This is a genomic window from Pseudomonas sp. Irchel 3E13 (assembly GCF_900187455.1).
Classification (GTDB): domain Bacteria; phylum Pseudomonadota; class Gammaproteobacteria; order Pseudomonadales; family Pseudomonadaceae; genus Aquipseudomonas.
This window is the reverse complement of record NZ_FYDX01000016.1, coordinates 142,849-163,544: the sequence shown is the minus strand read 5'-3', so window position 1 is coordinate 163,544 and position 20,696 is coordinate 142,849. Positions and strand designations below refer to the sequence as shown.

The 20,696-nt window shown below is 62.8% G+C and carries 22 protein-coding genes and 1 pseudogene; 6 read left to right on the top strand and 17 right to left on the bottom strand.

Features of this window, described 5'->3' with window-relative positions; genetic code table 11:
* Positions 1 to 40: 40 nt before the first annotated feature.
* Positions 41 to 856, bottom strand: a complete 816-nt coding sequence (locus CKW37_RS25630; RefSeq protein WP_095159011.1) for a tetratricopeptide repeat protein — start codon at positions 854 to 856, stop codon at positions 41 to 43.
* 205 nt (positions 857 to 1,061) lie between these two features.
* On the opposite strand from CKW37_RS25630, the gene CKW37_RS25625 reads away from it, so the two are divergent.
* Entirely contained in the window at positions 1,062 to 2,072 is a 1,011-nt protein-coding gene (locus CKW37_RS25625; protein WP_095158994.1) for a YafY family protein, read from the top strand.
* Between the two features lies 1 nt (position 2,073).
* Here CKW37_RS25625 and CKW37_RS25620 read toward each other — a convergent pair whose 3' ends face one another.
* The 10 genes and pseudogenes from CKW37_RS25620 to dadA form a co-directional block, all read right to left on the bottom strand.
* Positions 2,074 to 2,940 carry an ABC transporter permease gene (locus tag CKW37_RS25620; protein ID WP_095158993.1) on the bottom strand — a complete coding sequence of 289 codons (867 nt, stop codon included), beginning with the start codon at positions 2,938 to 2,940 and terminating at the stop codon, positions 2,074 to 2,076.
* A gap of 15 nt (positions 2,941 to 2,955) precedes the next feature.
* Positions 2,956 to 3,819 carry an ABC transporter ATP-binding protein gene (locus tag CKW37_RS25615; RefSeq protein WP_095158992.1) on the bottom strand — a complete coding sequence of 288 codons (864 nt, stop codon included), beginning with the start codon at positions 3,817 to 3,819 and terminating at the stop codon, positions 2,956 to 2,958.
* Between the two features lie 4 nt (positions 3,820 to 3,823).
* Positions 3,824 to 4,843: an ABC transporter substrate-binding protein gene (locus CKW37_RS25610; RefSeq protein WP_095158991.1), complete on the bottom strand. Its 1,020-nt coding sequence runs from the start codon at positions 4,841 to 4,843 to the stop codon at positions 3,824 to 3,826.
* An 18-nt stretch (positions 4,844 to 4,861) separates the two neighbouring features.
* Positions 4,862 to 5,778, bottom strand: a pseudogene (locus tag CKW37_RS25605) (TauD/TfdA dioxygenase family protein).
* Positions 5,779 to 6,010: 232 nt separating this feature from the next.
* Positions 6,011 to 7,933 (bottom strand): acetyl-CoA hydrolase/transferase C-terminal domain-containing protein, encoded by a 1,923-nt coding sequence (locus tag CKW37_RS25600; protein ID WP_095158989.1) that lies wholly within the window; start codon positions 7,931 to 7,933, stop codon positions 6,011 to 6,013.
* 123 nt (positions 7,934 to 8,056) lie between these two features.
* Positions 8,057 to 8,461, bottom strand: a complete 405-nt coding sequence (locus CKW37_RS25595; protein ID WP_095159010.1) for a cytochrome c5 family protein — start codon at positions 8,459 to 8,461, stop codon at positions 8,057 to 8,059.
* A gap of 173 nt (positions 8,462 to 8,634) precedes the next feature.
* Positions 8,635 to 9,183, bottom strand: coding sequence for a cupin domain-containing protein (locus tag CKW37_RS25590; protein WP_095158988.1), 549 nt, complete (start codon positions 9,181 to 9,183; stop codon positions 8,635 to 8,637).
* Between the two features lie 106 nt (positions 9,184 to 9,289).
* The gene (gene alr, locus CKW37_RS25585) at positions 9,290 to 10,363 is read right to left on the bottom strand and encodes an alanine racemase (RefSeq protein ID WP_095158987.1); all 1,074 of its coding nucleotides are present in this window, start codon (positions 10,361 to 10,363) and stop codon (positions 9,290 to 9,292) included.
* Between the two features lie 77 nt (positions 10,364 to 10,440).
* Positions 10,441 to 10,794 (bottom strand): RidA family protein, encoded by a 354-nt coding sequence (locus tag CKW37_RS25580; RefSeq protein WP_095158986.1) that lies wholly within the window; start codon positions 10,792 to 10,794, stop codon positions 10,441 to 10,443.
* Positions 10,766 to 12,067, bottom strand: coding sequence for a D-amino acid dehydrogenase (gene dadA / locus CKW37_RS25575; protein WP_095158985.1), 1,302 nt, complete (start codon positions 12,065 to 12,067; stop codon positions 10,766 to 10,768). Before dadA ends, CKW37_RS25580 begins: the two co-directional genes overlap by 29 nt.
* 155 nt (positions 12,068 to 12,222) lie before the next feature.
* On the opposite strand from dadA, the gene dadR reads away from it, so the two are divergent.
* A complete protein-coding gene (gene dadR / locus CKW37_RS25570; protein ID WP_042121505.1) occupies positions 12,223 to 12,711 on the top strand; it encodes a transcriptional regulator DadR in 489 nt (162 codons plus the stop codon).
* Between the two features lie 3 nt (positions 12,712 to 12,714).
* On the opposite strand, the gene CKW37_RS25565 is transcribed toward dadR, so the two are convergent.
* On the bottom strand, positions 12,715 to 13,068 hold the full coding sequence (locus CKW37_RS25565) for a YkgJ family cysteine cluster protein (protein ID WP_095158984.1): 354 nt from the start codon (positions 13,066 to 13,068) through the stop codon (positions 12,715 to 12,717).
* Positions 13,069 to 13,291: 223 nt separating this feature from the next.
* On the opposite strand from CKW37_RS25565, the gene CKW37_RS32630 reads away from it, so the two are divergent.
* Positions 13,292 to 13,903, top strand: coding sequence for a hypothetical protein (locus CKW37_RS32630; RefSeq protein WP_143502137.1), 612 nt, complete (start codon positions 13,292 to 13,294; stop codon positions 13,901 to 13,903).
* 156 nt (positions 13,904 to 14,059) lie between these two features.
* On the top strand, positions 14,060 to 15,364 hold the full coding sequence (locus tag CKW37_RS25555) for an FAD-binding oxidoreductase (RefSeq protein ID WP_095158982.1): 1,305 nt from the start codon (positions 14,060 to 14,062) through the stop codon (positions 15,362 to 15,364).
* A 6-nt stretch (positions 15,365 to 15,370) separates the two neighbouring features.
* Here the strand turns inward: CKW37_RS25555 and CKW37_RS25550 are convergent, their stop codons facing one another.
* Positions 15,371 to 15,601, bottom strand: a complete 231-nt coding sequence (locus tag CKW37_RS25550; RefSeq protein ID WP_095158981.1) for a DUF1127 domain-containing protein — start codon at positions 15,599 to 15,601, stop codon at positions 15,371 to 15,373.
* 178 nt (positions 15,602 to 15,779) lie between these two features.
* Between CKW37_RS25550 and CKW37_RS25545 the strand changes: the two genes are divergently transcribed.
* Together CKW37_RS25545 and CKW37_RS25540 are read left to right on the top strand one after the other, a co-directional pair.
* Positions 15,780 to 17,210 (top strand): PLP-dependent aminotransferase family protein, encoded by a 1,431-nt coding sequence (locus CKW37_RS25545; protein ID WP_095158980.1) that lies wholly within the window; start codon positions 15,780 to 15,782, stop codon positions 17,208 to 17,210.
* Between the two features lie 58 nt (positions 17,211 to 17,268).
* Positions 17,269 to 18,822: a phospholipase D family protein gene (locus CKW37_RS25540; RefSeq protein ID WP_095158979.1), complete on the top strand. Its 1,554-nt coding sequence runs from the start codon at positions 17,269 to 17,271 to the stop codon at positions 18,820 to 18,822.
* A gap of 48 nt (positions 18,823 to 18,870) precedes the next feature.
* On the opposite strand, the gene CKW37_RS33340 is transcribed toward CKW37_RS25540, so the two are convergent.
* The 4 genes from CKW37_RS33340 to CKW37_RS33330 are packed head-to-tail and all read right to left on the bottom strand — an operon-like array spanning position 18,871 to position 20,688.
* Positions 18,871 to 19,638 (bottom strand): DUF6708 domain-containing protein, encoded by a 768-nt coding sequence (locus CKW37_RS33340; protein WP_256587859.1) that lies wholly within the window; start codon positions 19,636 to 19,638, stop codon positions 18,871 to 18,873.
* Positions 19,635 to 19,790, bottom strand: coding sequence for a hypothetical protein (locus tag CKW37_RS32855; protein WP_159985323.1), 156 nt, complete (start codon positions 19,788 to 19,790; stop codon positions 19,635 to 19,637). The genes CKW37_RS33340 and CKW37_RS32855 overlap by 4 nt, the downstream gene beginning before the upstream one ends.
* A complete protein-coding gene (locus CKW37_RS33335) occupies positions 19,787 to 20,551 on the bottom strand; it encodes a DUF6708 domain-containing protein (RefSeq protein WP_256587858.1) in 765 nt (254 codons plus the stop codon). The genes CKW37_RS32855 and CKW37_RS33335 overlap by 4 nt, the downstream gene beginning before the upstream one ends.
* Before the next feature lie 5 nt (positions 20,552 to 20,556).
* The gene (locus tag CKW37_RS33330; RefSeq protein WP_256587857.1) at positions 20,557 to 20,688 is read right to left on the bottom strand and encodes a hypothetical protein; all 132 of its coding nucleotides are present in this window, start codon (positions 20,686 to 20,688) and stop codon (positions 20,557 to 20,559) included.
* Positions 20,689 to 20,696: the final 8 nt, after the last annotated feature.

Below are 20,696 nucleotides of genomic sequence, written 5' to 3'. Positions count from 1 at the left end.
GCCTTTCGGCGTGGCCCGGATCAAGGGCCACGGACTCACATCAGATACGCAACTGGGCTTCCAGTTTCATCGCCAGCGCCAGCGGGCTGCCGAGGCTGATGGCCTGATCGCGCCAGAACAGATAACGCAGATCGTTGCCGCTGGTATTGAAGTGCAGCGCCAGCTCTTCCGCCGCCTGCGCAACCCCCGCCACCGCCGCCAGCTCCAGCCAATACACCCCGGCACGGCTGTCGGCGGCGACCTGCTGACCATGCAGCAAACGATAGCCCACCTCGAAACGGCAGCGCGCATCGCCACGCTGGGCGCCACGGAAAAACCATTCGTAGGCTTTTTGCAGGTCCACCGACCAGAGATTGCCGCCGCCGTCGCAGACCTCTTCTTCATACAGATCGCCCAGCGCCGCTGCCGCCTCGGCCAGCCCGGCCTCGAAGGCGTGCCGGTAATACTCGGCGGCGTTGAGATAGGAAATTTCCACGCCCTTGCCGAAGTAATGCTGCTGACCGAGGTTGAACCAGGCCACCGCACTGCCCTGCACCGCCGCCATGCGCAGCAGGTGTCCGGCGAGCGTCGGATCGGCGCGCCAGTAGCGGCCGTTGAGCCAGATCCAGCCCAGGTCGTTGAGCGCCGTGACACTGCCTTCCAGCGCCTGCCGGCGTAGATCGCCATAGACCGCCAGCAAGTCCGGAGCGTCATCCAGCAGGCTGACCAGGCTGAAGCGCTCCCCAAGCGCCGCTCGCTGCGCCGGCAGGCCGACGCCGGTGTACAGCCGTCTCACGCGCAGACGGCCAGGCGCGGGCACGACACGCTCGGGCAAGAGGCGCCCGAGCAGAGAGTAGATATTGCTGGCAGCAGACATGTTCATCCTCACTGAACCGCCCTCCCTGGTTTCTGCGCGGGCGTTGAGGCGTGATTCTGCTGGGCGTCACGACAAAACCTGTCGCGGACACGTTGGTCGGGGCAATTCAACGGTTCATCCCTGAATGGGTAAATTAATGGCAAACTGCCATGCCTTCTGCTGGACATCATGCTTTCGCCGCAAGCCTAGACAAGGACTGACCGTTTTGCCCTCCGCCACCACCCGCGCCACCCTCAGCCGTCAATGGGAATTGCTGCGCCAGCTCCCCAGCCGCTCCCCCGGCATCACCAGCGCGGAGCTGGTCCTGCGCCTCAAGGACGCCGGCTTCAGCATCAGCAAGCGCAGCATCGAACGCGACCTCAACGAGCTGTCGCTGATCTTCCCACTGGAGCGCAACGACCGCAGTATTCCCTACGGTTGGTACTGGGCGGCGAACGCCTACGTGGACTTGCGCGGCCTCAGCGTGGGCGAGGCGTTGAGCCTGGCGCTGGTGGAAGACGCGGTGCGGCCCCTGCTCCCCGGCAGCATGCTCAAAGGGCTGGATGCGCGCTTCAGCCATGCCCGGCAAAAGCTCGAACACCTTTCGTCGGAGAACAAAGCGGCGCGCTGGCTCGACAAGGTCGCCAGCGTGCGTCCGGACATGAACATGCAGGCCCCGGAAGTCTCCGACGCCATACTGGAAACGGTGCAAAAGGCCCTGCTCGAGGAATATCAGTTGCAGTGCCAGTACTACTCGGCGCACACCGACCGCACCGTCGAACTGACTCTCAACCCGCTGGCGCTGATCCAGCGCGGCCAGATCGCCTACCTGATCGCCACCGCCCAGCCGTTCACCGACACCCGCCAGTTCGCGGTGCACCGCTTCCGCCAGGTGAGCGTGCTGGCCAGCCCGGCCCAGGGCCTGGACGCCTTTGACCTGCAAAGCTACCTGCGCAGCGACGCCCTGCAATTCGGCAGTGCCGAGAAAATCGAATTGCACGCCTGGGTCAGCAGCAACCTCGCACGGCTGGTGCGCGAGACGCCGCTGTCAGCGGACATGACCCTGACCGACCTGGAACACGGCCACAGGCTCCAGGCCACGGTCAGCAACAGTTGGAGCCTGCGCTGGTGGCTGCTCAGCCAGGGCGATGAACTGATCGTCGAACAGCCAACGGCACTGCGCCAGTTGATCGCCAAGACCCTGACCAGCGCCGCAGCGCAGTATCAGGACGAGTAATTCAGCGCTGCATCCCCCAGCGCCGCACCGTCACCCGCTCCAGCACGTTGAACACCAGACTCTCCACCAGCAGACCGATCAGGATCACCACCGCAAGGCCGGCGAACACCTTGTCGGTGTACAGCTCGTTGCGATTCTGGAAGATGTACCAGCCCAGCCCGCCTTTGCCGCTGGTGGCGCCGAACACCAGTTCGGCGGCGATCAGCGTGCGCCAGGCGAAGGCCCAGCCAATCTTCAGGCCCGAAAGGATCGACGGCAGCGCCGCCGGCACCAGAATGTGCACCACCAGCCGCAGTCCGCGCAGGCCGTAGTTGCGCCCGGCCATGCGCAGGGTTTCGTTGACGCCGAGAAAACCGGCGTAGGTGTTCAGCGCCAGGGCCCAGAGCACCGAGTGCACCAGCACGAAAATCAGGCTGTTCTCGCCCAGGCCGAACCACAGCAGCGCCAACGGCAACAAGGCGATGGCCGGCAGCGGGTTGAACATCGACGTCAGGGTGTCGAGCAAGTCGCGGCCGATCTGCGTGGATACCGCCAGGCTGGTCAGGCCGAACGCCAGGACGATGCCCAGCACGTAGCCCTTGAGCAGCACCACCAGCGACACGCCGACTTTCTCCAGCAGCTCGCCGCTGATCAGGCCGTCGTACAGCGCCTGGGCGGTTTGCAGGAAGGTCGGCAGCAGCAGGTCGTTGCCCTGATAGCGGGCCGCGGCCTCCCAAAGGATCGCCAGCACGATCAGGATCACGCTCTTGCGCAGCCAACGTTGCTGCCACAGGCGCTGGGCCAGCGGCAGTTCGCGCTCCAGGGCGATGCCGTCCCAGGGTTGCAGGGCGATTTCGTATTCCTGACGCGGGGAAGATGAAGTGGTCATGAGAAAAGCTCCCGGTCAGTAGGCGATGCGAATGTCGTTGAAGCCCAGGTCAGCCTCATCGGCCGGCGCCTGGCCGTCTTCGAACAACAGGTTGTGGATACGCCGGGCGCTGGCCTGGAAGTCGGTGCCGCCGAGGCTGTGCAGGTCGTATTGATGGCTGTGGATCTCGGCGCGGACCCGCCCCGGATGCGGCGACAACAGCAAAATGCGGTTGCCCACCACCAACGCTTCCTCGATCGAGTGGGTGACGAACAGCAGGGTGAAACGCACCTCCTCCCACAACGCCAGCAGCTCTTCCTGCATCTTGCGCCGGGTCAGTGCGTCGAGCGCGGCGAAGGGTTCGTCCATGAGCAGGATCTTCGGCTGCATGGCCAAGGCCCGGGCAATCGAAACCCGCGCTTTCATGCCGCCGGACAAGGTGTGCGGATAGGCGTCGGCGAACGCCGCCAGGCCGACTTTCTCCAGATAGTGCAACGCTCGCGCCTCGGCTTCGGCGCGCTTGAGGGTGCCGGACACCAGCAGCGGGAACATGACGTTCTGCTTCACGGTTTTCCAGGGCGGCAACTGGTCGAACTCCTGGAACACCACGATGCGATCAGGGCCGGGGCCATGCACCGCCTGACCTTGCAGGCGGATGCTGCCTTCGCTCGGTTCGATGAAGCCGGCGACGGCCTTGAGCAAGGTCGACTTGCCGCAGCCGGACGGCCCGAGCAGGACGAAACGGTCGCCCTTGTCCACATCGAAACTGACCTGGTGGGTGGCCCGCACCACGCGCTGCGCGGTGCGGTATTCCAGGCTGAGAGAATCCACCTGCAACAACGGTGGGGTGTCTATGGGGCTGAGCTTGCTGACCGTGTGGCCTTGCAATGGGGCGGTCATGAACTCAGCTCCCCTGCAACGGCTTGTCGTCCTGGAAGAAGTAGTCCTTCCACGATTCCGGCTTGTGCTTGATGGCGCCGACCCGGTACAGGAACTCGGCCAGCGGATAGGTGTTCTTCGGCGTGATGCTGAATTCGTACTTCGGGTTGTCGATGATCTTCAGCAACTCGTCGCGGCTGATCTTGGCCTTGGTCACGCGGATATAGGTGTCTGCCGCCGCAGCCTTGTCGTGTTGGGCGAAGTCCGCTGCTTCGGCGAGCGCGTCAACGAAGGCCTTGTAGGTCTTGGGGTTGTCCGCACGGAATTTCTCGGTGGTGAACAGCACCGTCGGCGAGTTCGGGCCGAGCAGCTCGTAGGTGTCGAGCACCACGTGAACGTCCTTGTTCGCCAGCGCCTGGTCCTGGAACGGCGGGTTGGAAAAGTGCGCGTTCAGCTCGGTGCCGCCGGCCAGCAGCGCCGCGGTGGCGTCCGGGTGCGGGACGGCCAGGCTGTACTTGTCGAGACGGTTGTATTCCTTGTCGCCCCACTGCTTGGCAGCGGCGTATTGCAGGAAGCGCGACTGCACCGAGACACCCACCGCCGGCAGGGCGATGCGGTCTTTTTCGGTGAAGTCGGCGATGGTCTTCACGTTCGGGTTGCTGCTCAGCAGGTAGTACGGGAAGTTGCCGAGCGACGCCACGGCCTTGACGTTCTGCCGGCCGTAGGTGCGGTCCCAGATGGTCAGCAGCGGACCGACGCCGGCGCCGACGATATCCACCGAACCGGACAACAGCGCGTCGTTGGTCGCGGCGCCGCCGGACAGTTGCGTCCAGTCGACCTTGATGTCGAGGCCCTGCGCCTTGCCGTGCTTCTCGATAAGGCCCTGGTCGCGGACGACGTTTAGCAGCAGGTAGACGATGCCGAACTGTTCGGCGATGCGGATCTCGCCTTCGGCCTGAGCCACGCTCGGTGCGACGAGGCTGCCGGCGATCAGGCTGGCGCCCAGGCCGATACTGGCCGCAAGGCGGCTGAATGATTTACGCATGGGGAATTCCTCGACAGGTCAGAACGGGGCGTCGCCCTGGATGGTGGTGCGGTACAGCTTGCGACGCAGGTGCGCCGGGCAGCCGGCGGCCAGATGGATCAACGAACGGTTGTCCCAGAACACCAGGTCGTGGGGGCGCCATTGATGGCGGTAGATGTTCTGCTCCAGCACGCTGTGGGCGTACAGCTCGGCGAGGATCTGCCGGCTTTCGTCTTCGGGCAGGCCGACGATGCGGGTGGTGAAGCCTTCGCTGACGAACAGCGCCTTGCGGCCGTTTTCCGGGTGGGTGCGAACGACCGGGTGAATGACCTCCTGAACCTGCGCCAGTTGTTCGGCGGTCAGGGTCGGGCGCCAGTTGCCTTCGAATTTGGTTTCGCTGTAGCGCGCGGTATAGGAGTGCGCCGCGCTGCGGCCTTCGACCGCCTTGCGCAGGTGTTCCGGCAGGCTTTCCCAGGCTTTGTGCATATCGGCGAACAGGGTGTCGCCGCCTTCGCTGGGCAACTCCTGGGCGTGCAGCATCGAACCCAGGCTCGGCAGCTCCTTGTACGACAGGTCCGAGTGCCAGAACTTGCCGGCATCGCCCAGGCCGACGTTCTGGCCGTTCTCGACGATGTTGGAGACGATGAGGATTTCCGGGTGATTGGCCAGCAGGAACTGCTTCAGCACATGGATCTGCAGCACGCCGAAACGGCGGCTGAAGGCGATCTGTTGTTCGGGGGTTATGCGCTGATCGCGAAAGACCAGGACATGATGGTCGAGGTGTGCCCGGTGGATGCGGGCGAAGTCTTCGCCATTGACCGCAAGGGACAAATCCAGGCCGATGATCTCGGCGCCGACTGCGCCGTTGAAAGGCCGTATTTCAAAGGTTTGTTGCTGCGCGCCGTCGATGGACGACAAGACGTTAGAGACCGCTGACATGATTCACTCCCACCCAGAGCGCGCCCAACAGGTGCGCGCATCGATCAAGAAACTCACGGGTTTGCCGTGTTGGTTCGTGTTCGTGCGGCGCGCCGATTGGTCGGCGGGTACGCAGGGGAATGACTATAAAGGCATAAGAAAAATTATTTAAATATCTTTAGGAAATAAGAATATTCGGGTTTTGGGGCCCTCACCTACGGGCCCTGTAGGAGCGAGCTTGCTCGCGATGAACCCCAAACGGGCCCGCTCTCACCCGGAAAAACTCCCGGCCGTCGCCTGCAACCCCGCCAACAACAACCGCTGATACACCTCCTCCTTCAACCCATCCGGCTTCTCCAGCCCCATCCGCGCCAACTGCGCCGGATACGCCTCCGGCGCCGGAGCATCCAGCGCCGCCTTGCCCAACTCCAATGCCTCACTCAGCTTGAACTTGCTCTTGAGCCAGTTCAGCGCCCGCAACAGATCCCGCTCCTCGGCGGTGAAATCACAACCCAGCGGATACTCCGGAAACAGCCGCCCATGCCGCGCACGCAGCGCTTCCAGACGTTGCGGCGTGTTGTCGGTAAAGCGCGCATCAAGGACGAAGTCTTCCGCCAGCTTGCCGGCCTTCTGCGCCTGGGCCTGCAACTGTGGCTGGAAGCGCGAATCACTGATCGCCAGCAGGCGGGCGATGACTTCGGCGTCGGTCTGCCCGCGCAAGTCGGCGATGCCGTATTCGGTAATCACAATGTCCCGCAGGTGCCGGGGAATGGTGCAGTGCCCGTACTCCCAGACGATATTCGAACTCACCTCGCCGCCCGCCTCGCGCCAGGAGCGCAACAGCAGGATCGAGCGCGCGCCTTCCAGCGCATGGCCCTGGACCACGAAGTTGTATTGCCCGCCCACGCCGCTGAGCACGCGGCCGTCTTCCAGTTGGTCGGCTACCCCGGCGCCCATCAGGGTCATGGTGAACACCGTGTTGATAAAGCGGGCATCGCGGCGTTGCAAACGCTTGAGCGCTTCCTGGCCGTACAACTCGTTGATGAAGCTGATGGCGCCCATGGCGATCCGCGCGCGGCTCTCCATCGGCAGCTCGCGCAAACGCTGATAGAACGCCCGCGGCCCGAGGAAAAAACCACCGTGCACCAGCACGCCCTCGGCGCCGGGCGGCGCGCCGGCGTTGGCCGCCTGCTGGCGTGTTTCGTCGGCATACACCGGGCGCCGGACGATGCCCGCTTCGAGCAACGCCAGCAGGCCGTTGACGAACATTTCGCTGCAACCGTAAAGCCCGTGAGCGAAGGGCATGACGCCGCCTTCCCGCTCAATCAGCCCTTGCCACGGCGACAGGTCCAGCTCGCCCAGCAGCGCCTGATACCCCGGCGTATCCGCCTGCCGCGCCAGCAGTGCGGCGGTCAGCGCATCGCCCATGGCGCCGATGCCGATCTGCAGCGTGCCGCCGTCGCGCACCAGGGTGCTGGCGTGCACGCCGATCAGATGGTCCTGGGTGCTGACCGGCATGTTCGGCGTGGAAAACAGCCGGCAGCGTTCCGAGGTGTCGATCAGCAGGTCGAAGTCATTGCGCGCCAGCTCCGCCGTGCCAGGCATGTACGGCAGTTCGGCGTGCACCTGCCCCAGCAGCAGGATGGTTTCGCCAGCGGCGCGGCGGCGGGCGATCATAGGCAGCAAGTCGAGGGTGATGTCGGGGTTGCAGCTCAGGCTCAGGTGATCGGGGCGGGTGTCGTCCTCGGCCACCAGTTGCGCGATGAGGTTCAGGCCCTTGGCGTTGATGTCACGGGCGGCGTGGCTGTAGTTGCTGCTGACGTAGTCCTGCTGCGCCTGCGGGCTGTGCAGCAGGCTGCCAGGCTGGAGGAAGAACTGCTCGACGCGGATGTTCGCCGGCAACCGGCTGGCCCGCAGGTCGGCGAGGTAATCCAGCTCCTGGTAATCGGCGAACACCCGCTCGACGAAGGGTTCGAGAAAGCGCCGCTGCAGGCCGTCGCCGAGATCGGGGCGGCCGAGGGTCAACGCGGTGTAGATCGTCAAGCGCCGCTCCGGCAGCGCCCGCACCCGCGCATACAGCGCGTTGACGAAGCGGTTGGGCTTGCCCAGCCCCAACGGCAGCCCCATGTGAATATGCGCCGGCAATTGCGCCAACACCTGCTCCACCGCGTCTTCGATCGAATACCTGTGCACTGTGCCCTCTCCCCGTGGCGCCCGTGAGTACAGCTTGGACCGGGCGGGTGTCCGAATTACTCCACGGTAGCCAGAAACGACGAAGCCCGCACAAGGCGGGCTTCGTTGCGAGGTTCGCGAGGCTTACAGGCCGGACATCTTCTTGATGGCGCCTTTCAGGTCGTCATCCGAGCAGTCGGCGCAGGTGCCTTTCGGCGGCATGGCGTTGATGCCGGTGATGGCCTTGGCGAGGATGCCATCGAGGCCACCCTGGTGGTCGGCACGCTCTTTCCAGGCTGCGGTATCGCCAACTTTCGGCGCGCCCAGCAGACCGGTGCCATGGCAGGCATTGCAGTGCTTGGCGATGATTTCATCCGGGGTCTTGGCACCGCCGCCGCCTGCGGAGGCAGCCACTTCCATTCCCTTGCATTCCTGACCCTGGACGCAGACCTGGCCGACGGGTTCCAGTCGCTTGGCGATCTCGTCGTTGGTCGTAGCCTGAGCACTGACTGCCCAAAGGGCCACTACGGTAGCTGGTACGGCCAGCATTTTCTTGATTAGGTTCACACGTACACCCTCATGGTGGCTAGTCACGCCCGCGGCCACGGATTCGCAGGCGGCGCAAGTATAGCGGGAACCCCGCCGCACCGAAACAGCCCTACAGACTAAAGGGGTTTAGCCGCGACAATCAGCCGCGCCACGCGCTGTTCGCAAGCCTCTGTTCAGAAGTTCGCCGGGGTGGCTGCGCTGATCAACCGTGCCGGCTCATCGTAGGGATTGCGGAAGCGGTGCGGCTTGGTGCTTTCGAAATAGTAGCTGTCGCCCGCCTCGAGGATGAAGGTTTCCATGCCCACCACCAGTTCCAGCCGACCTTCAAGCAGGATGCCGGTCTCTTCGCCGTCATGGGTGAGCATTTCTTCGCCGGTATCGGCGCCTGGCGGGTAGATCTCGTTGAGAAAGGCGATGGCGCGGCTCGGATGCCCGTTGCCGACCAGCTTCATGGTCACGGCGCCGTCCGAAATGTCGATCAGTTCGTGGGCCTTGTAGACGATCTGCTTCGGATTTTCCGGCAGCAGGTCTTCGGAGAAAAACTCCATCATCGACATCGGAATCCCGCCGAGCACCTTGCGCAGCGAACTGATGGACGGGCTCACGCTGTTTTTCTCGATCATCGAGATGGTGCTGTTGGTCACGCCCGCACGCTTGGCGAGTTCCCGCTGAGACAGGCCCTTGAGCTTGCGAATGGCTTGTAGTCGTTCACCGACGTCCAATGCTGGAGCCCTCCTGACGAACGTATGGGGTCGAAATGTGCGCCATCATCGCAACAGCGTTCAGTATTTACAACACTTCGACCCGCAGCTCGTCAGTGATGGCGCGTCACTCTCCGGTATAGATCAGCGGCACCCGGCGCAGGTTGCAAAAGATTTGATACGGGATGGTATCGGCCTTCGCCGCCACCTCGCTGGCCAGTACCCGCTTGCCCCACAACTCCACCGGACTGCCGAGACCGGCTTGTGGCACGTCGGTGAGGTCGATGCACAGCATGTCCATGGAAACCCGCCCAATCAGTTGACTGCGCTGGCCGGCGACTACCACCGGCGTGCCGGTTGGCGCGTGACGCGGATAGCCATCGGCATACCCCATGGCGACCACGCCGACCCGGGTCGGACCCGGGCTGACAAAGCGTGCGCCGTATCCCACCGGCTCACCGGCGGGCAATTCACGCACGCTGATGACGCGGGATTTGAGGGTCATCACCGGCTGCAAACGGTCCGCTTCGGCGTGCGAGGTTTCGAACGGGGTGGCGCCGTAGAGCATGATGCCCGGACGCACCCAATCACTCGGAATCTGTGGCCAGCCAAGCACGGCCGGCGAGTTGCGCAGGCTGACTTCGGCATTCAGGCCCTGGCGCGCGGCCTGGAACACCGCCACCTGGTCGTTGCTGGCCTGGCTGTCCAGTTCGTCGGCGCGGGCGAAGTGGCTCATCAGCACGATCTTCGACACCTTGCCGCTGGCCTGCAGGCGCTGGTACGCGGGTTGATAGTCCTTCGGATGCAGGCCCACCCGGTGCATGCCTGAGTCGAGCTTGAGCCAGACCTGAATCGGCTTGGCCAGCGCAGCCTTCTCGATCGCCTCCAGTTGCCACAGCGAATGCACCACGCACCAGAAATCGTGCTGGACGATCAGCGGCAGTTCGTCGGCCTCGAAGAAGCCTTCCAACAACAGCACCGGTGCCTTGATCCCCGCCTCGCGCAGCGCCAGCGCCTCTTCGATGCAGGCCACGGCAAAACCATCCGCCTCGGCTTCCAGCGCCTGGGCGCAGCGCACCGCGCCATGCCCGTAGGCATCGGCCTTGATCACCGCCAGGGCACGGGCCCCGGAGAGTTGACGGGCAATCTGGAAGTTGTGGCGGAGTGCTTGCAGGTCGATCAGGGCACGGGCGGGACGCATGACGGCAGCCTTCTGGCAGTCTGTTTGAGGAAAAAAGACCCGGCGCCTGAACGGCACCGGGTGAAGACGAGAGAGCGTTACGGAAGCGCGGCAACCACCGACATTTCAACCAGGATTTCCGGTTCGCAGAGCTTGGCCTCGACCGTGGCGCGGGCCGGTGCGACGCCTTTGGGCAGCCACTTGTCCCACACCGCGTTCATGCCCTGGAAATCGGCATCGATGTCTTTCAGGTAAATGGTCACCGAAAGCAGGCGGTTCTTGTCGGTGCCTGCCAGGTCCAGCAGGCGTTCGATATTGCCCAGCGTTTCACGGGTCTGTTGTTCGATCCCGGCGTTCATGTCGTTGCCCACCTGGCCCGCCAGATACAGGGTGCCGTTGTGGGTGACGATCTGACTCATGCGCTCATTGGTGAGCTGGCGCTGGATTGCCATGCTTGGCGGTCTCCTGGTGTTGTCCGTAGCGTGAAATATCGAGGCCTTCGGCACTGATCTGCGGCTTTTTCCGGGCGATCAGGTCAGCCAGCAGACGGCCGGAGCCGCATGCCATGGTCCAGCCGAGCGTGCCGTGACCGGTGTTGAGGAACAGGTTGCGGAACGGTGTGGCACCCACGATCGGCGTACCGTCCGGGGTGGTCGGGCGCAGGCCGGTCCAGAATTCGGCCTCGCTCAGGTTGCCGCCCAGAGGATAGAGATCGTTGACGATCATCTCCAGCGTTTCGCGCCGACGCGGGTTGAGCGACAGGTCAAAACCAGCGATTTCAGCCATGCCGCCCACGCGGATGCGGTTGTCGAAACGGGTGATGGCGACCTTGTAGGTCTCGTCGAGAATGGTCGAGGTCGGTGCCATGTCCGGGTTGGTGATCGGCACAGTCAGCGAGTAACCCTTGAGCGGGTAGACCGGCGCCTTGATGCCGAGCGGCTTGAGCAGTTGCGGCGAGTAGCTGCCGAGCGCCAGCACGTAGCGGTCGGCGGTTTCCAGCTTGCCGTCGATCCATACGCCGTTGATGCGGTCACCGGCGAAGTCCAGGCGCTGAATGTTCTGGCCGAAGCGGAACTCGACGCCCAGCTTGATCGCCATGTCCGCGAGGCGGGTGGTGAACAGTTGGCAGTCGCCAGTCTGGTCATTCGGCAGGCGCAGCGCGCCGGCGAGGATGTCGGAAACGTTGGCCAGGGCCGGCTCGACGCGGGCGATGCCTTCGCGGTCCAGCAGCTCGTAAGGCACGCCGGCCTGTTCGAGGACGGCGATGTCCTTGGCGGCGTTGTCCAGTTGCGCCTGGGTGCGGAACAGTTGGGTGGTGCCGAGGGAGCGGCCTTCGTAGGCGATGCCGGTTTCAGCGCGCAGTTCGTCGAGGCAGTCGCGGCTGTACTCGGACAGACGCACCATGCGCTCCTTGTTCACCGCGTAGCGGTTCGCGGTGCAGTTGCGCAGCATCTGGGCCATCCACAGGTACTGGTCGACGTCGCCCGTGGCCTTGATCGCCAGCGGTGCGTGGCGCTGCAGCAGCCACTTGATGGCTTTCAGCGGAACGCCCGGCGCGGCCCATGGCGAGGCATAACCTGGCGAGACCTGGCCGGCGTTGGCGAAACTGGTTTCCATGGCCACCGCCGGCTGGCGATCGACCACCACGACTTCGAAACCTTGCCGGGCCAGATAGTAGGCACTGGCGGTTCCGATCACACCGCTACCAAGTACCAGAACGCGCATGTTGTATCCCTCGAAGCGGCGCACCGCAGACATTTATTGTGAAAGGCATGAATGCGCGCAGTGTAAAAAACTCGAGGCAGTGCATTTCACTATATAAAAACCTATATTTGGCGAGAATTCTCGGCAAAGTTGGCTTTTACAAAGGGGCATCCACTATGAGAACCCAGCACCAAAGCAAGCGTGAACTGGACAAGATCGACCGGAATATCCTGCGCATCCTGCAGACCGACGGGCGTATTTCCTTCACCGAGCTGGGCGAAAAGGTCGGACTTTCGACCACACCGTGCACTGAGCGGGTCCGCCGCCTGGAGCGCGAAGGCATCATCATGGGCTACAACGCCCGCCTCAATCCGCAGCACCTCAAGGGCAGCCTGCTGGTGTTCGTGGAGATCAGCCTGGACTACAAGTCCGGCGACACCTTCGAGGAATTCCGCCGCGCCGTGCTCAAGCTGCCGCACGTGCTGGAATGCCATCTGGTCTCGGGTGACTTCGACTACCTGGTGAAAGCGCGGATTTCCGAAATGGCCTCGTACCGCAAGCTGCTCGGCGACATCCTGCTGAAGCTGCCGCACGTGCGCGAATCGAAGAGCTACATCGTCATGGAAGAAGTGAAGGAAAGCCTGAACCTGCCGATTCCCGACTGATTTCTACACCAGCACCTGACGGGTGCTGGCGATGAACTGATGAATTAATTGCTCAGCGCCCGCATCGATCATCTCTTGCGGGCCGCGCCCACGCGGGCACGGCAAGCGCGGCGTGGTGCCGAACAGCCGGCAGATCAGCGGCCGTTCCTCGTACACCGTGCAGCCTTGGGGCCCGAGGTGCACGCAGTTGAGTTCGGCCAGCGCGGCCTCCTGCTCCTCGGCGCTCTTGCGCGGCAGGCGTGCCATCTCCTCGCTGGAAGTGGTCACCGGCCCGCAGCAGTCGTGGCAGCCGGGCACGCAGTCGAACGACGGAATCTGTTCGCGCAGGAAGCGAATCTTATGGCTGTTACAGGACATGAGAGGACACTGACAGGGACGGCTCGGTATTTTGCCGAAGGGCTCGTCAAACATGAAGCCCAACCACCGCAAAATTATTAATCCACGGTCCGATGAGTAAATCATCCACCTTCGCACCGAATATCCAGGTTCACTACTGTTAAAAATGTCAGTTTTCGCCCTCCCGGCAAGCGCCTATTGTTTGAAGTGCCAAAACGGCGCTTAACAACTTGGACGCGCGATCATGAACCTTATTAAAAATGGAAATTTTGAATCAGGAACTGAACCATGGACAACGATGGCAGGACAACCTTTAACGTTTGAAATTATTTCATGGAACAATAAAAAATGGTTACTTACCAATGGACTTGACGGCCCATCCAATGGAAACCTCCAACAAATAATCCCTAAGTCCGATAACTTGTGGGGCATTCACTTTCGGCTAACGATCACGGCAAAAGCTGTTCCCACCGGGGGAACAATGCAAAGTGGCGCCCAGTTCGACAACGATGCAAATCGTCTGACAGGGGAATTGATCGCTTATCTTTTTTTATATCCTCTATTCCCTGACATATCGCACCCGGCGGGGTCTATACGCGTTTCCGTCAAGGAACAAACTTATAGTCACCGCTTCACAATAAAGCACTTTGCCCCCATCACCCATGGGCGACTTTCGATCATCAACTGGGGCGATATAGATACGGACAAAGCCAATATATTGATAACCGATATAAAGCTTGAAGCGGTCGACCCCGCGGTCGATCCGGAAGAGCCCGCGGAAAACGTCAGAGTCATTGATCTTTCCAGTCTCGGACTGCCGGCAGTCAATGTGTCGCCCATGAAAGTAATCAAATGAGTGCGCACCGCTAGCCTCGGCGACTCCGGTGAGCCGCCGAGCATCATCCCGGCAACGACTGAGCCCTAAGTCGCATGACGCGTTCAGTCCGATATTGTTCCGACCTGATGCAAGACATATCCTGCGCCGCATAGCCCGCCTCAGGACCACTACCCGATGCCGCCTCGCGCTCAGCAGTCAACCTCGCACACCGCTTCCTATTACGCCGCCAGCAGCGTCCCGCAGCCGGACTACCCGCGCCTGACCGGAGAACTGCGCTGTGACGTCTGTGTGGTCGGCGGCGGTTACTCGGGGCTGAACACCGCCATCGAGCTGGCCGACCGCGGTTTCAGCGTGATCCTGCTGGAAGCGCGCAAGGTCGGCTGGGGCGCCAGCGGACGCAATGGCGGGCAACTGATCCGCGGCGTCGGCCACGGCCTTGAGCAATTCCGCCCGGTGATCGGCGAAGACGGCGTGCGCCAGATGAAGCTGATGGGCCTCGAAGCGGTGGAAATCGTCCGCCAGCGGGTCGAACGCCACGACATCCCCTGCGATCTGACCTGGGGCTACTGCGACCTGGCGAACAAGCCGGGCGAATTCGACGATTTCGCCGAAGAGGCCCAGGCCCTGCGCGACCTTGGTTATCGCCACGAACTGCGCCTGGTCCAGCCCGAACAGATGCACAGCGTGATCGGCTCCGACCGCTACGCCGGCGGCCTGATCGACATGGGTTCCGGCCACCTGCACCCGCTGAACCTGGCCCTCGGCGAGGCGGCAGCGGCGACGCAACTGGGCGTGCAGATTTTCGAACAGTCCGCCGTCACTCGCATCAACTACGGCCCGCAGGTGACGGTGCACACCGAGCAAGGCAGCGTCCGCGCCAGCACCCTGGTGCTGTGCTGCAACGCCTACCTGAACGACCTCAACCGCGAGTTGGGCGGCAAGGTTCTTCCCGCTGGCAGCTACATCATCGCTACCGAGCCGCTGGGCGAGGAACGGGCGCGGCAACTGTTGCCGCAGAACATGGCCGTGTGCGATCAGCGGGTCACCGTGGATTACTTCCGCCTGTCCGCCGACCACCGGCTGCTGTTCGGCGGGGCCTGCCATTATTCCGGCCGTGACCCAAAAGACATCGGCGCCTACATGCAGCCGAAGATGCTCAAGGTGTTCCCGCAATTGGCGGACGTGCGCATCGACTTTCAGTGGGGCGGCATGATCGGCATCGGCGCCAACCGCCTGCCGCAGATCGGTCGGCTACGCGACCAGCCCAATGTGTATTACGCACAGGCGTATGCCGGGCATGGACTGAATGCCACGCACCTGGCCGGCCGCCTGCTCGGCGAAGCCATCAGCGGCCAGCAGAGCGGGCGTTTCGACCTGTTCGCCCGGGTCCCGCACATCACCTTCCCCGGCGGCAAACACCTGCGCTCGCCATTGCTGGCGCTGGGCATGCTCTGGCATCGGCTCAAGGAACTGACCTGACCCGTATCACGAGCGCCAGAACGGCTTGAGCCCTTCTTCCTCGGCGGCCTCGCGGCTCAGACCGATGTCATTCAACTGATCGGGCGTCAGCTCGAGCAGCGCCCGGCGGGTGCGCCAGCGATGCAGCATCAGGCCCAGGCGGCCCATGCCGGTCGGCGTGTCGATCAGTGATTTGCGCTGGCCTTGCTCCAGCTCGCAGCCATACAACTTCAATCGCACATCACTCAGGCCGTTCATCGCGTCACTCCTTTCAGGGTGGGAAACCGTGAAGAAATGATGCGCGCGCGGGAAAAAGCATTACAGATCCAACCGGCGACTATTATTTCCATACAGATTTCGCCAAATTCACTCTGAATGCTGTATTTTTCCGACATCTGTACTGGTTGCGTCCTACAAGCCTGTCTGGAGTACGCTCATGACCCTCTACCTCAACCTCGCCGAACTGCTGGGCGCCCGCATCGAACAGGGCCTGTACCGTCCGGGTGACCGCCTGCCGTCGATACGCGCCCTGAGCCTTGAACACGGGGTCAGCCTGAGCACCGTGCAGCAGGCCTATCGACTGCTGGAAGACAACGGCCTGGTGGCGCCGCGGCCCAAGTCCGGCTACTTCGTGCCGCAACACCGCAACCTCCCGGCCCTGCCGGCGATAGGTCGGCCGGCACAGCGGCCTGTGGATATCTCGCAGTGGGAACACGTGGTGGAGTTGGTGCGCAGCGTGCCGCGCAAGGATGTGGTGCAACTGGGCCGCGGCATGCCCGATGTCGACAGCCCGACCCTGAAACCGCTGCTGCGCAGCCTGGCCCAGCTCAGCCGCCGCCAGGACATGCCGGGCCTCTACTACGACACCATCAGCGGCAACCTGGCCCTGCGCGAACAAGTGGCGCGGCTGATGCTCGACTCCGGCTGCACGGTCAACGCCGCCGACCTGGTGATCACCACCGACTGCCACGAAGCGTTGTCGGCGAGCATCCGCGCCGTGTGCGAACCGGGGGACATCGTCGCGGTGGATTCACCGAGCTTCCACGGCGCCATGCAGACCCTCAAGGGCCTGGGCATGAAAGCCATGGAAATCCCCACCGACCCGCTCACCGGCATCAGCCTCGAAGCCCTGGAACTGGCGCTGGAACAGTGGCCGATCAAGCTGATCCAAGTGACGCCAAGCTGCAACAACCCGCTCGGCTACATCATGCCCGAGGCCCGCAAACGCGCGCTGTTGAGCCTGGCCCAGCGCTTTGACGTGGCGATCCTCGAGGACGATGTGTATGGCGACCTGGCCTACACCTACCCACGACCGCGGACTATCAAGTCCTTCGACGATGACGGACGCGTGTTGCTGTGCAGTTCCTTCTCCAAGACCCTCGCTCCCGGTTTGCGCATCGGCTGGGTCGCGCCGGGGCGCTACTTCGAACGGGTGCTGCACATGAAATACATCAGCACCGGCAGCACCGCGCCCCAGCCGCAATTGGCGATCGCCGACTTCATCGAGGCCGGCCACTATCAGCCCCACCTGCGGCGCATGCGCAGCCAATACCAGCGCGGCCGCGACCAGATGATCGACTGGGTCACTCGCTACTTCCCGCAAGGCACCCGGGTCAGCCGGCCACAGGGCAGCTTCCTGCTCTGGGTCGAATTGCCGGAACACTTCGACACCCTGCGCCTCAATCGCGCCCTGCTCGGCCAAGGCGTACAGATCGCCATGGGCAGCATCTTTTCCGCGTCGGGCAAGTACCGCAATTGCCTGCGCATGAACTACGCCGCCCGGCCGAGCCCGGCGATCGAGGCCGCGGTGCGCACCGTCGGCGAAACCGCCATTCGTCTACTGGCCGAGGAGGTAATCGCCGGGTAACGTTGCGCCGCTTCGCGCGGTCTACAGTTCAACTGCCCCGCGACCACGGAATCCTCATTTGACCAGTTATCGGCTGCTGCCCTTCCTGCTCACCCTGCTGCTGGCCCTGAATGGCTGTGCCAGCGTCAGCGCCCCGCGCGATGTCAGCCAGGCGCTGCCGGCCAACGAATCGGCGTTCGGCCGCTCGGTGCAACGTCAGGCCGCGGCCTATGACGGGCGCTCCGGCTTTCGCCTGCTGCCCAACAGCAACGAAGCCTTCCGCGCCCGCGCCGAGCTGGTCCGCAACGCGCAAAGCAGCATCGACCTGCAGTACTACATCGTCAACGACGGCCTCAGCACCCGGGCACTGGTGCATGAACTGCTGGCCGCCGCCGACCGCGGGGTGCGGGTGCGCATCCTGCTCGACGACACCACCAGCGATGGTCAGGACACCGAGATGGGCGTGCTGGCCGCCCATCCGAACATTCAGATCCGCGTGTTCAACCCGCTGCAACTGGGCCGCAGCACCGGCGTCACCCGCGCCATGGGCCGGCTGTTCAACCTCTCGCGCCAACACCGGCGGATGCACAACAAGCTCTGGCTGGTGGACAACAGCATGGCCATCGTCGGCGGGCGCAACCTGGGCGACGCCTATTTCGACGCCGAGCCGAACCTGAACTTCACCGACATCGACCTGCTGGGCGTCGGTCCGGTCGCCGAACAACTCGGGCACAGCTTCGACCAGTACTGGAACAGCGCCCTGAGCCAGCCCATCGGTGATTTTCTCTACCGCCAGCCGGACGCCGACGACCTGCGCGCCAGCCGCCAGCGCCTGGAACAATCACTGGCCGAGGCGCGGCTGCAGCACAAACAACTCTACGACCGGCTGATGGCCTACCAGACCCAGCCGCGCCTCGACATCTGGCGCAACGAACTGATCTGGGCCCACAGCCAGGCCCTGTGGGATGCGCCGAGCAAAGTGCTGGCCGACGACGAGCCGGACCCGCAGTTGCTGATGAGCCAGCAACTGGCGCCGGACCTCAACAACGTGCGCCATGAACTGATCCTCATCTCGGCGTACTTCGTCCCCCGCGAGCCGGGCCTGCTGTACCTGACCGGACGCGCCGACGCCGGCGTCTCGGTGAGCCTGCTGACCAACTCCCTGGAAGCCACCGACGTACCGGCCGTGCACGGTGGCTACGCGCCTTATCGCAAGGCGTTGCTGGAGCACGGCGTGAAACTCTTCGAATTGCGGCGCCAGCCCGGTGATCCGGGGCAGCCGCGCTACAGCGTCAGTGGCGGCTCGGATTCGAGCCTGCACAGCAAAGCGATCGTCTTCGACCGGCAGAAGACGTTCATCGGCTCATTCAATTTCGACCCGCGCTCGGTGCTATGGAACACCGAAGTCGGGGTGCTGGTGGACAGCCCGGAGCTGGCGCAATACACCCGCGACCTGGCGATCCAGGGCACGGCGCCAGCGGTGGCGTATCAGGTGGAATTGCAGGACGGGAAGCTGGTGTGGGTCACCGAGGACAACGGCCAGCGGCGCGTGCTGACCACCGAACCCGGCGGCCTGTGGCGGCGTTTCAATGCCTGGATCACAAAGGCCGTCGGGTTGGAGAAGATGCTGTGAGGTGGGGTTGGGCGCGGGCTTGGTGAGGACCGGAGGACGTTGCGGCTGTCATGGAGCCGTTCTTGATTCCAGGTCCATATCGGCGGGCCATTTGACCTTCGGTGCCAGGAGCATGGCGATGTTGCACCACGACACATCGTTGTGGTCTTTCGGCGGGTCGGGAGGCGGTAGCGCGTCGGGGCCTTGTTGCATGTAGGTGCAGATATAGGCCCACGCGTGTTCGTCAGCGCCCATGGTAGTCAGGGGGAAGCGGTCGATGACTTCATTGGTGCCCGGCTTGACGATGGAGAGCACCACGCCGCCCTTGATGACGACTCCATGCGCAGTCGCGCCGCGCTTCAGCCAGCGCTCGGCGCGGACCTGTGACCAGTCGTACGCCACCGGCTCGACCCGCCAGCGCTCGAAGGGGTTCCACCAGCGGTAGTTGAAGTTGTAGGCGTAGAGGCGTTGGCGGGTGCGGTTGAAGCGCAGGGGCATATCGCGGGGAGGCGATACATCGAACTTCCAGAAGATCGGGGCTGACCAAACTCCAACGGATAAACAGCAGAAGAATATCGTCCAGATTTCAAACCTAAGTTTTTGCTCAATTGAAAAAAAGAGCCATGACAGAACAACCATCAGGATGCTCATGGCCAGCGCGAACCAGATCATCAAACCTCTGATCAACGCAGATGCACGCGGTAGTTCCAGAAAGACATCATCTTGATGATTGGGTGTATCGAATCCAAGAGCCGGCATTACGATCGGCACTTCATCAGGATGAGGCAGATCTTCTTGCCAGCCAGAACAAGGAGGAACTAGGCGAGGTTTTTTCATATGAAGCCCAGCCCACGCGTCCCCTCAATCTTGTCTTCCTTCACGATCAGCCGGGCTACGCCGGACTCATCGTGTCTGTCCAGCCAATAAGGCACTTCGAGCTTGATAGTTTGAGCATCGAGAACCTCGAACTCCATCGACATATCACTCATGGCGCCGTCCTCGACTCCAGGTCCATATCGACGGGCCACTTGACCTTGGATGCCAGCAGTAACGCGATATTGAAACCCACATCGTCGTGGTCTTTCGGTGGGCCAGGTGGGGGGAGTGCGTCGGGGCCTTGCTGCATGTAGGTGCAGATATAAGCCCAGGCGTGGGCGTCGGCGCCCATGGTGGTGAGGGGAAAGCGGTCAATGACTTCATTGGTGCCCGGCCTGACGATGGAGAGCACCACGCCGCCCTTGATGACGACCCCGTGCGAAGTCGCACCGCGTTTCAGCCAGCGCTCGGCACGGACCTGTGACCAGTCGTAGGCCACTGGCTCCACCCGCCAGCGTTCGAAGGGGTTCCACCAGCGGTAGTTGAAGTTGTAAGCGTAGAGGCGTTGGCGGGCTCGGTTGAAGCGGAGGGGCTGATCGCGGGGAGGTGCTACATCGAATTTCCAGAAGATACAGATAGACCAGATTCCAACTATCAAAGTGGCGATAACCATTAAATGCAACTCAAAGCGAATTGCCTGCATAGCCGGCAGATAGTCCCACAACAACATGGCAAGAAAGGCCATCGATAGTGGTACGAACCAAATCACCGATCCTCTGACAAGCGCTGACGAACGCCGTAGTTCCAGATAAATATCATCCTGATGGTTGGGCGTATCGAATCCAAGAGCCGGCATTACGATCGGCACTTCATCAGGATGAGGTAGATCTTCTTGCCACCCGGAGCAGGGAGGAACGAGTTGCGGTCGGTTCATACGACTCACCACTTTGCTCCCCCAGAAATCTTGTCTTCCTTCACGATCAGCCGGGCTACGCCGGACTCATCGTGTCTGTCCAGCCAATAAGGCACTTCGAGCTTGATAGTTTGAGTATCGAGAACCTCGAGTTCCATCGACCTAT

What these genes read in the sequence shown, in the direction of transcription:
- CKW37_RS33340 (WP_256587859.1), bottom strand. Translation starts at nt 19,638, where the DNA reads ATGAAAAAACCTCGCCTAGTTCCTCCTTGTTCTGGCTGGCAAGAAGAT.
- CKW37_RS25610 (WP_095158991.1), bottom strand. Translation starts at nt 4,843, where the DNA reads ATGCGTAAATCATTCAGCCGCCTTGCGGCCAGTATCGGCCTGGGCGCC.
- CKW37_RS25620 (WP_095158993.1), bottom strand. Translation starts at nt 2,940, where the DNA reads ATGACCACTTCATCTTCCCCGCGTCAGGAATACGAAATCGCCCTGCAA.
- CKW37_RS25615 (WP_095158992.1), bottom strand. Translation starts at nt 3,819, where the DNA reads ATGACCGCCCCATTGCAAGGCCACACGGTCAGCAAGCTCAGCCCCATA.
- CKW37_RS25555 (WP_095158982.1), top strand. Translation starts at nt 14,060, where the DNA reads ATGCCGCCTCGCGCTCAGCAGTCAACCTCGCACACCGCTTCCTATTAC.
- dadR (WP_042121505.1), top strand. Translation starts at nt 12,223, where the DNA reads ATGAGAACCCAGCACCAAAGCAAGCGTGAACTGGACAAGATCGACCGG.
- dadA (WP_095158985.1), bottom strand. Translation starts at nt 12,067, where the DNA reads ATGCGCGTTCTGGTACTTGGTAGCGGTGTGATCGGAACCGCCAGTGCC.
- CKW37_RS25545 (WP_095158980.1), top strand. Translation starts at nt 15,780, where the DNA reads ATGACCCTCTACCTCAACCTCGCCGAACTGCTGGGCGCCCGCATCGAA.
- alr (WP_095158987.1), bottom strand. Translation starts at nt 10,363, where the DNA reads ATGCGTCCCGCCCGTGCCCTGATCGACCTGCAAGCACTCCGCCACAAC.
- CKW37_RS25565 (WP_095158984.1), bottom strand. Translation starts at nt 13,068, where the DNA reads ATGTCCTGTAACAGCCATAAGATTCGCTTCCTGCGCGAACAGATTCCG.
- CKW37_RS33330 (WP_256587857.1), bottom strand. Translation starts at nt 20,688, where the DNA reads ATGGAACTCGAGGTTCTCGATACTCAAACTATCAAGCTCGAAGTGCCT.
- CKW37_RS25595 (WP_095159010.1), bottom strand. Translation starts at nt 8,461, where the DNA reads ATGCTGGCCGTACCAGCTACCGTAGTGGCCCTTTGGGCAGTCAGTGCT.
- CKW37_RS33335 (WP_256587858.1), bottom strand. Translation starts at nt 20,551, where the DNA reads ATGAACCGACCGCAACTCGTTCCTCCCTGCTCCGGGTGGCAAGAAGAT.
- CKW37_RS25550 (WP_095158981.1), bottom strand. Translation starts at nt 15,601, where the DNA reads ATGAACGGCCTGAGTGATGTGCGATTGAAGTTGTATGGCTGCGAGCTG.
- CKW37_RS32630 (WP_143502137.1), top strand. Translation starts at nt 13,292, where the DNA reads ATGAACCTTATTAAAAATGGAAATTTTGAATCAGGAACTGAACCATGG.
- CKW37_RS25630 (WP_095159011.1), bottom strand. Translation starts at nt 856, where the DNA reads ATGTCTGCTGCCAGCAATATCTACTCTCTGCTCGGGCGCCTCTTGCCC.
- CKW37_RS25580 (WP_095158986.1), bottom strand. Translation starts at nt 10,794, where the DNA reads ATGGCAATCCAGCGCCAGCTCACCAATGAGCGCATGAGTCAGATCGTC.
- CKW37_RS32855 (WP_159985323.1), bottom strand. Translation starts at nt 19,790, where the DNA reads ATGAGTGATATGTCGATGGAGTTCGAGGTTCTCGATGCTCAAACTATC.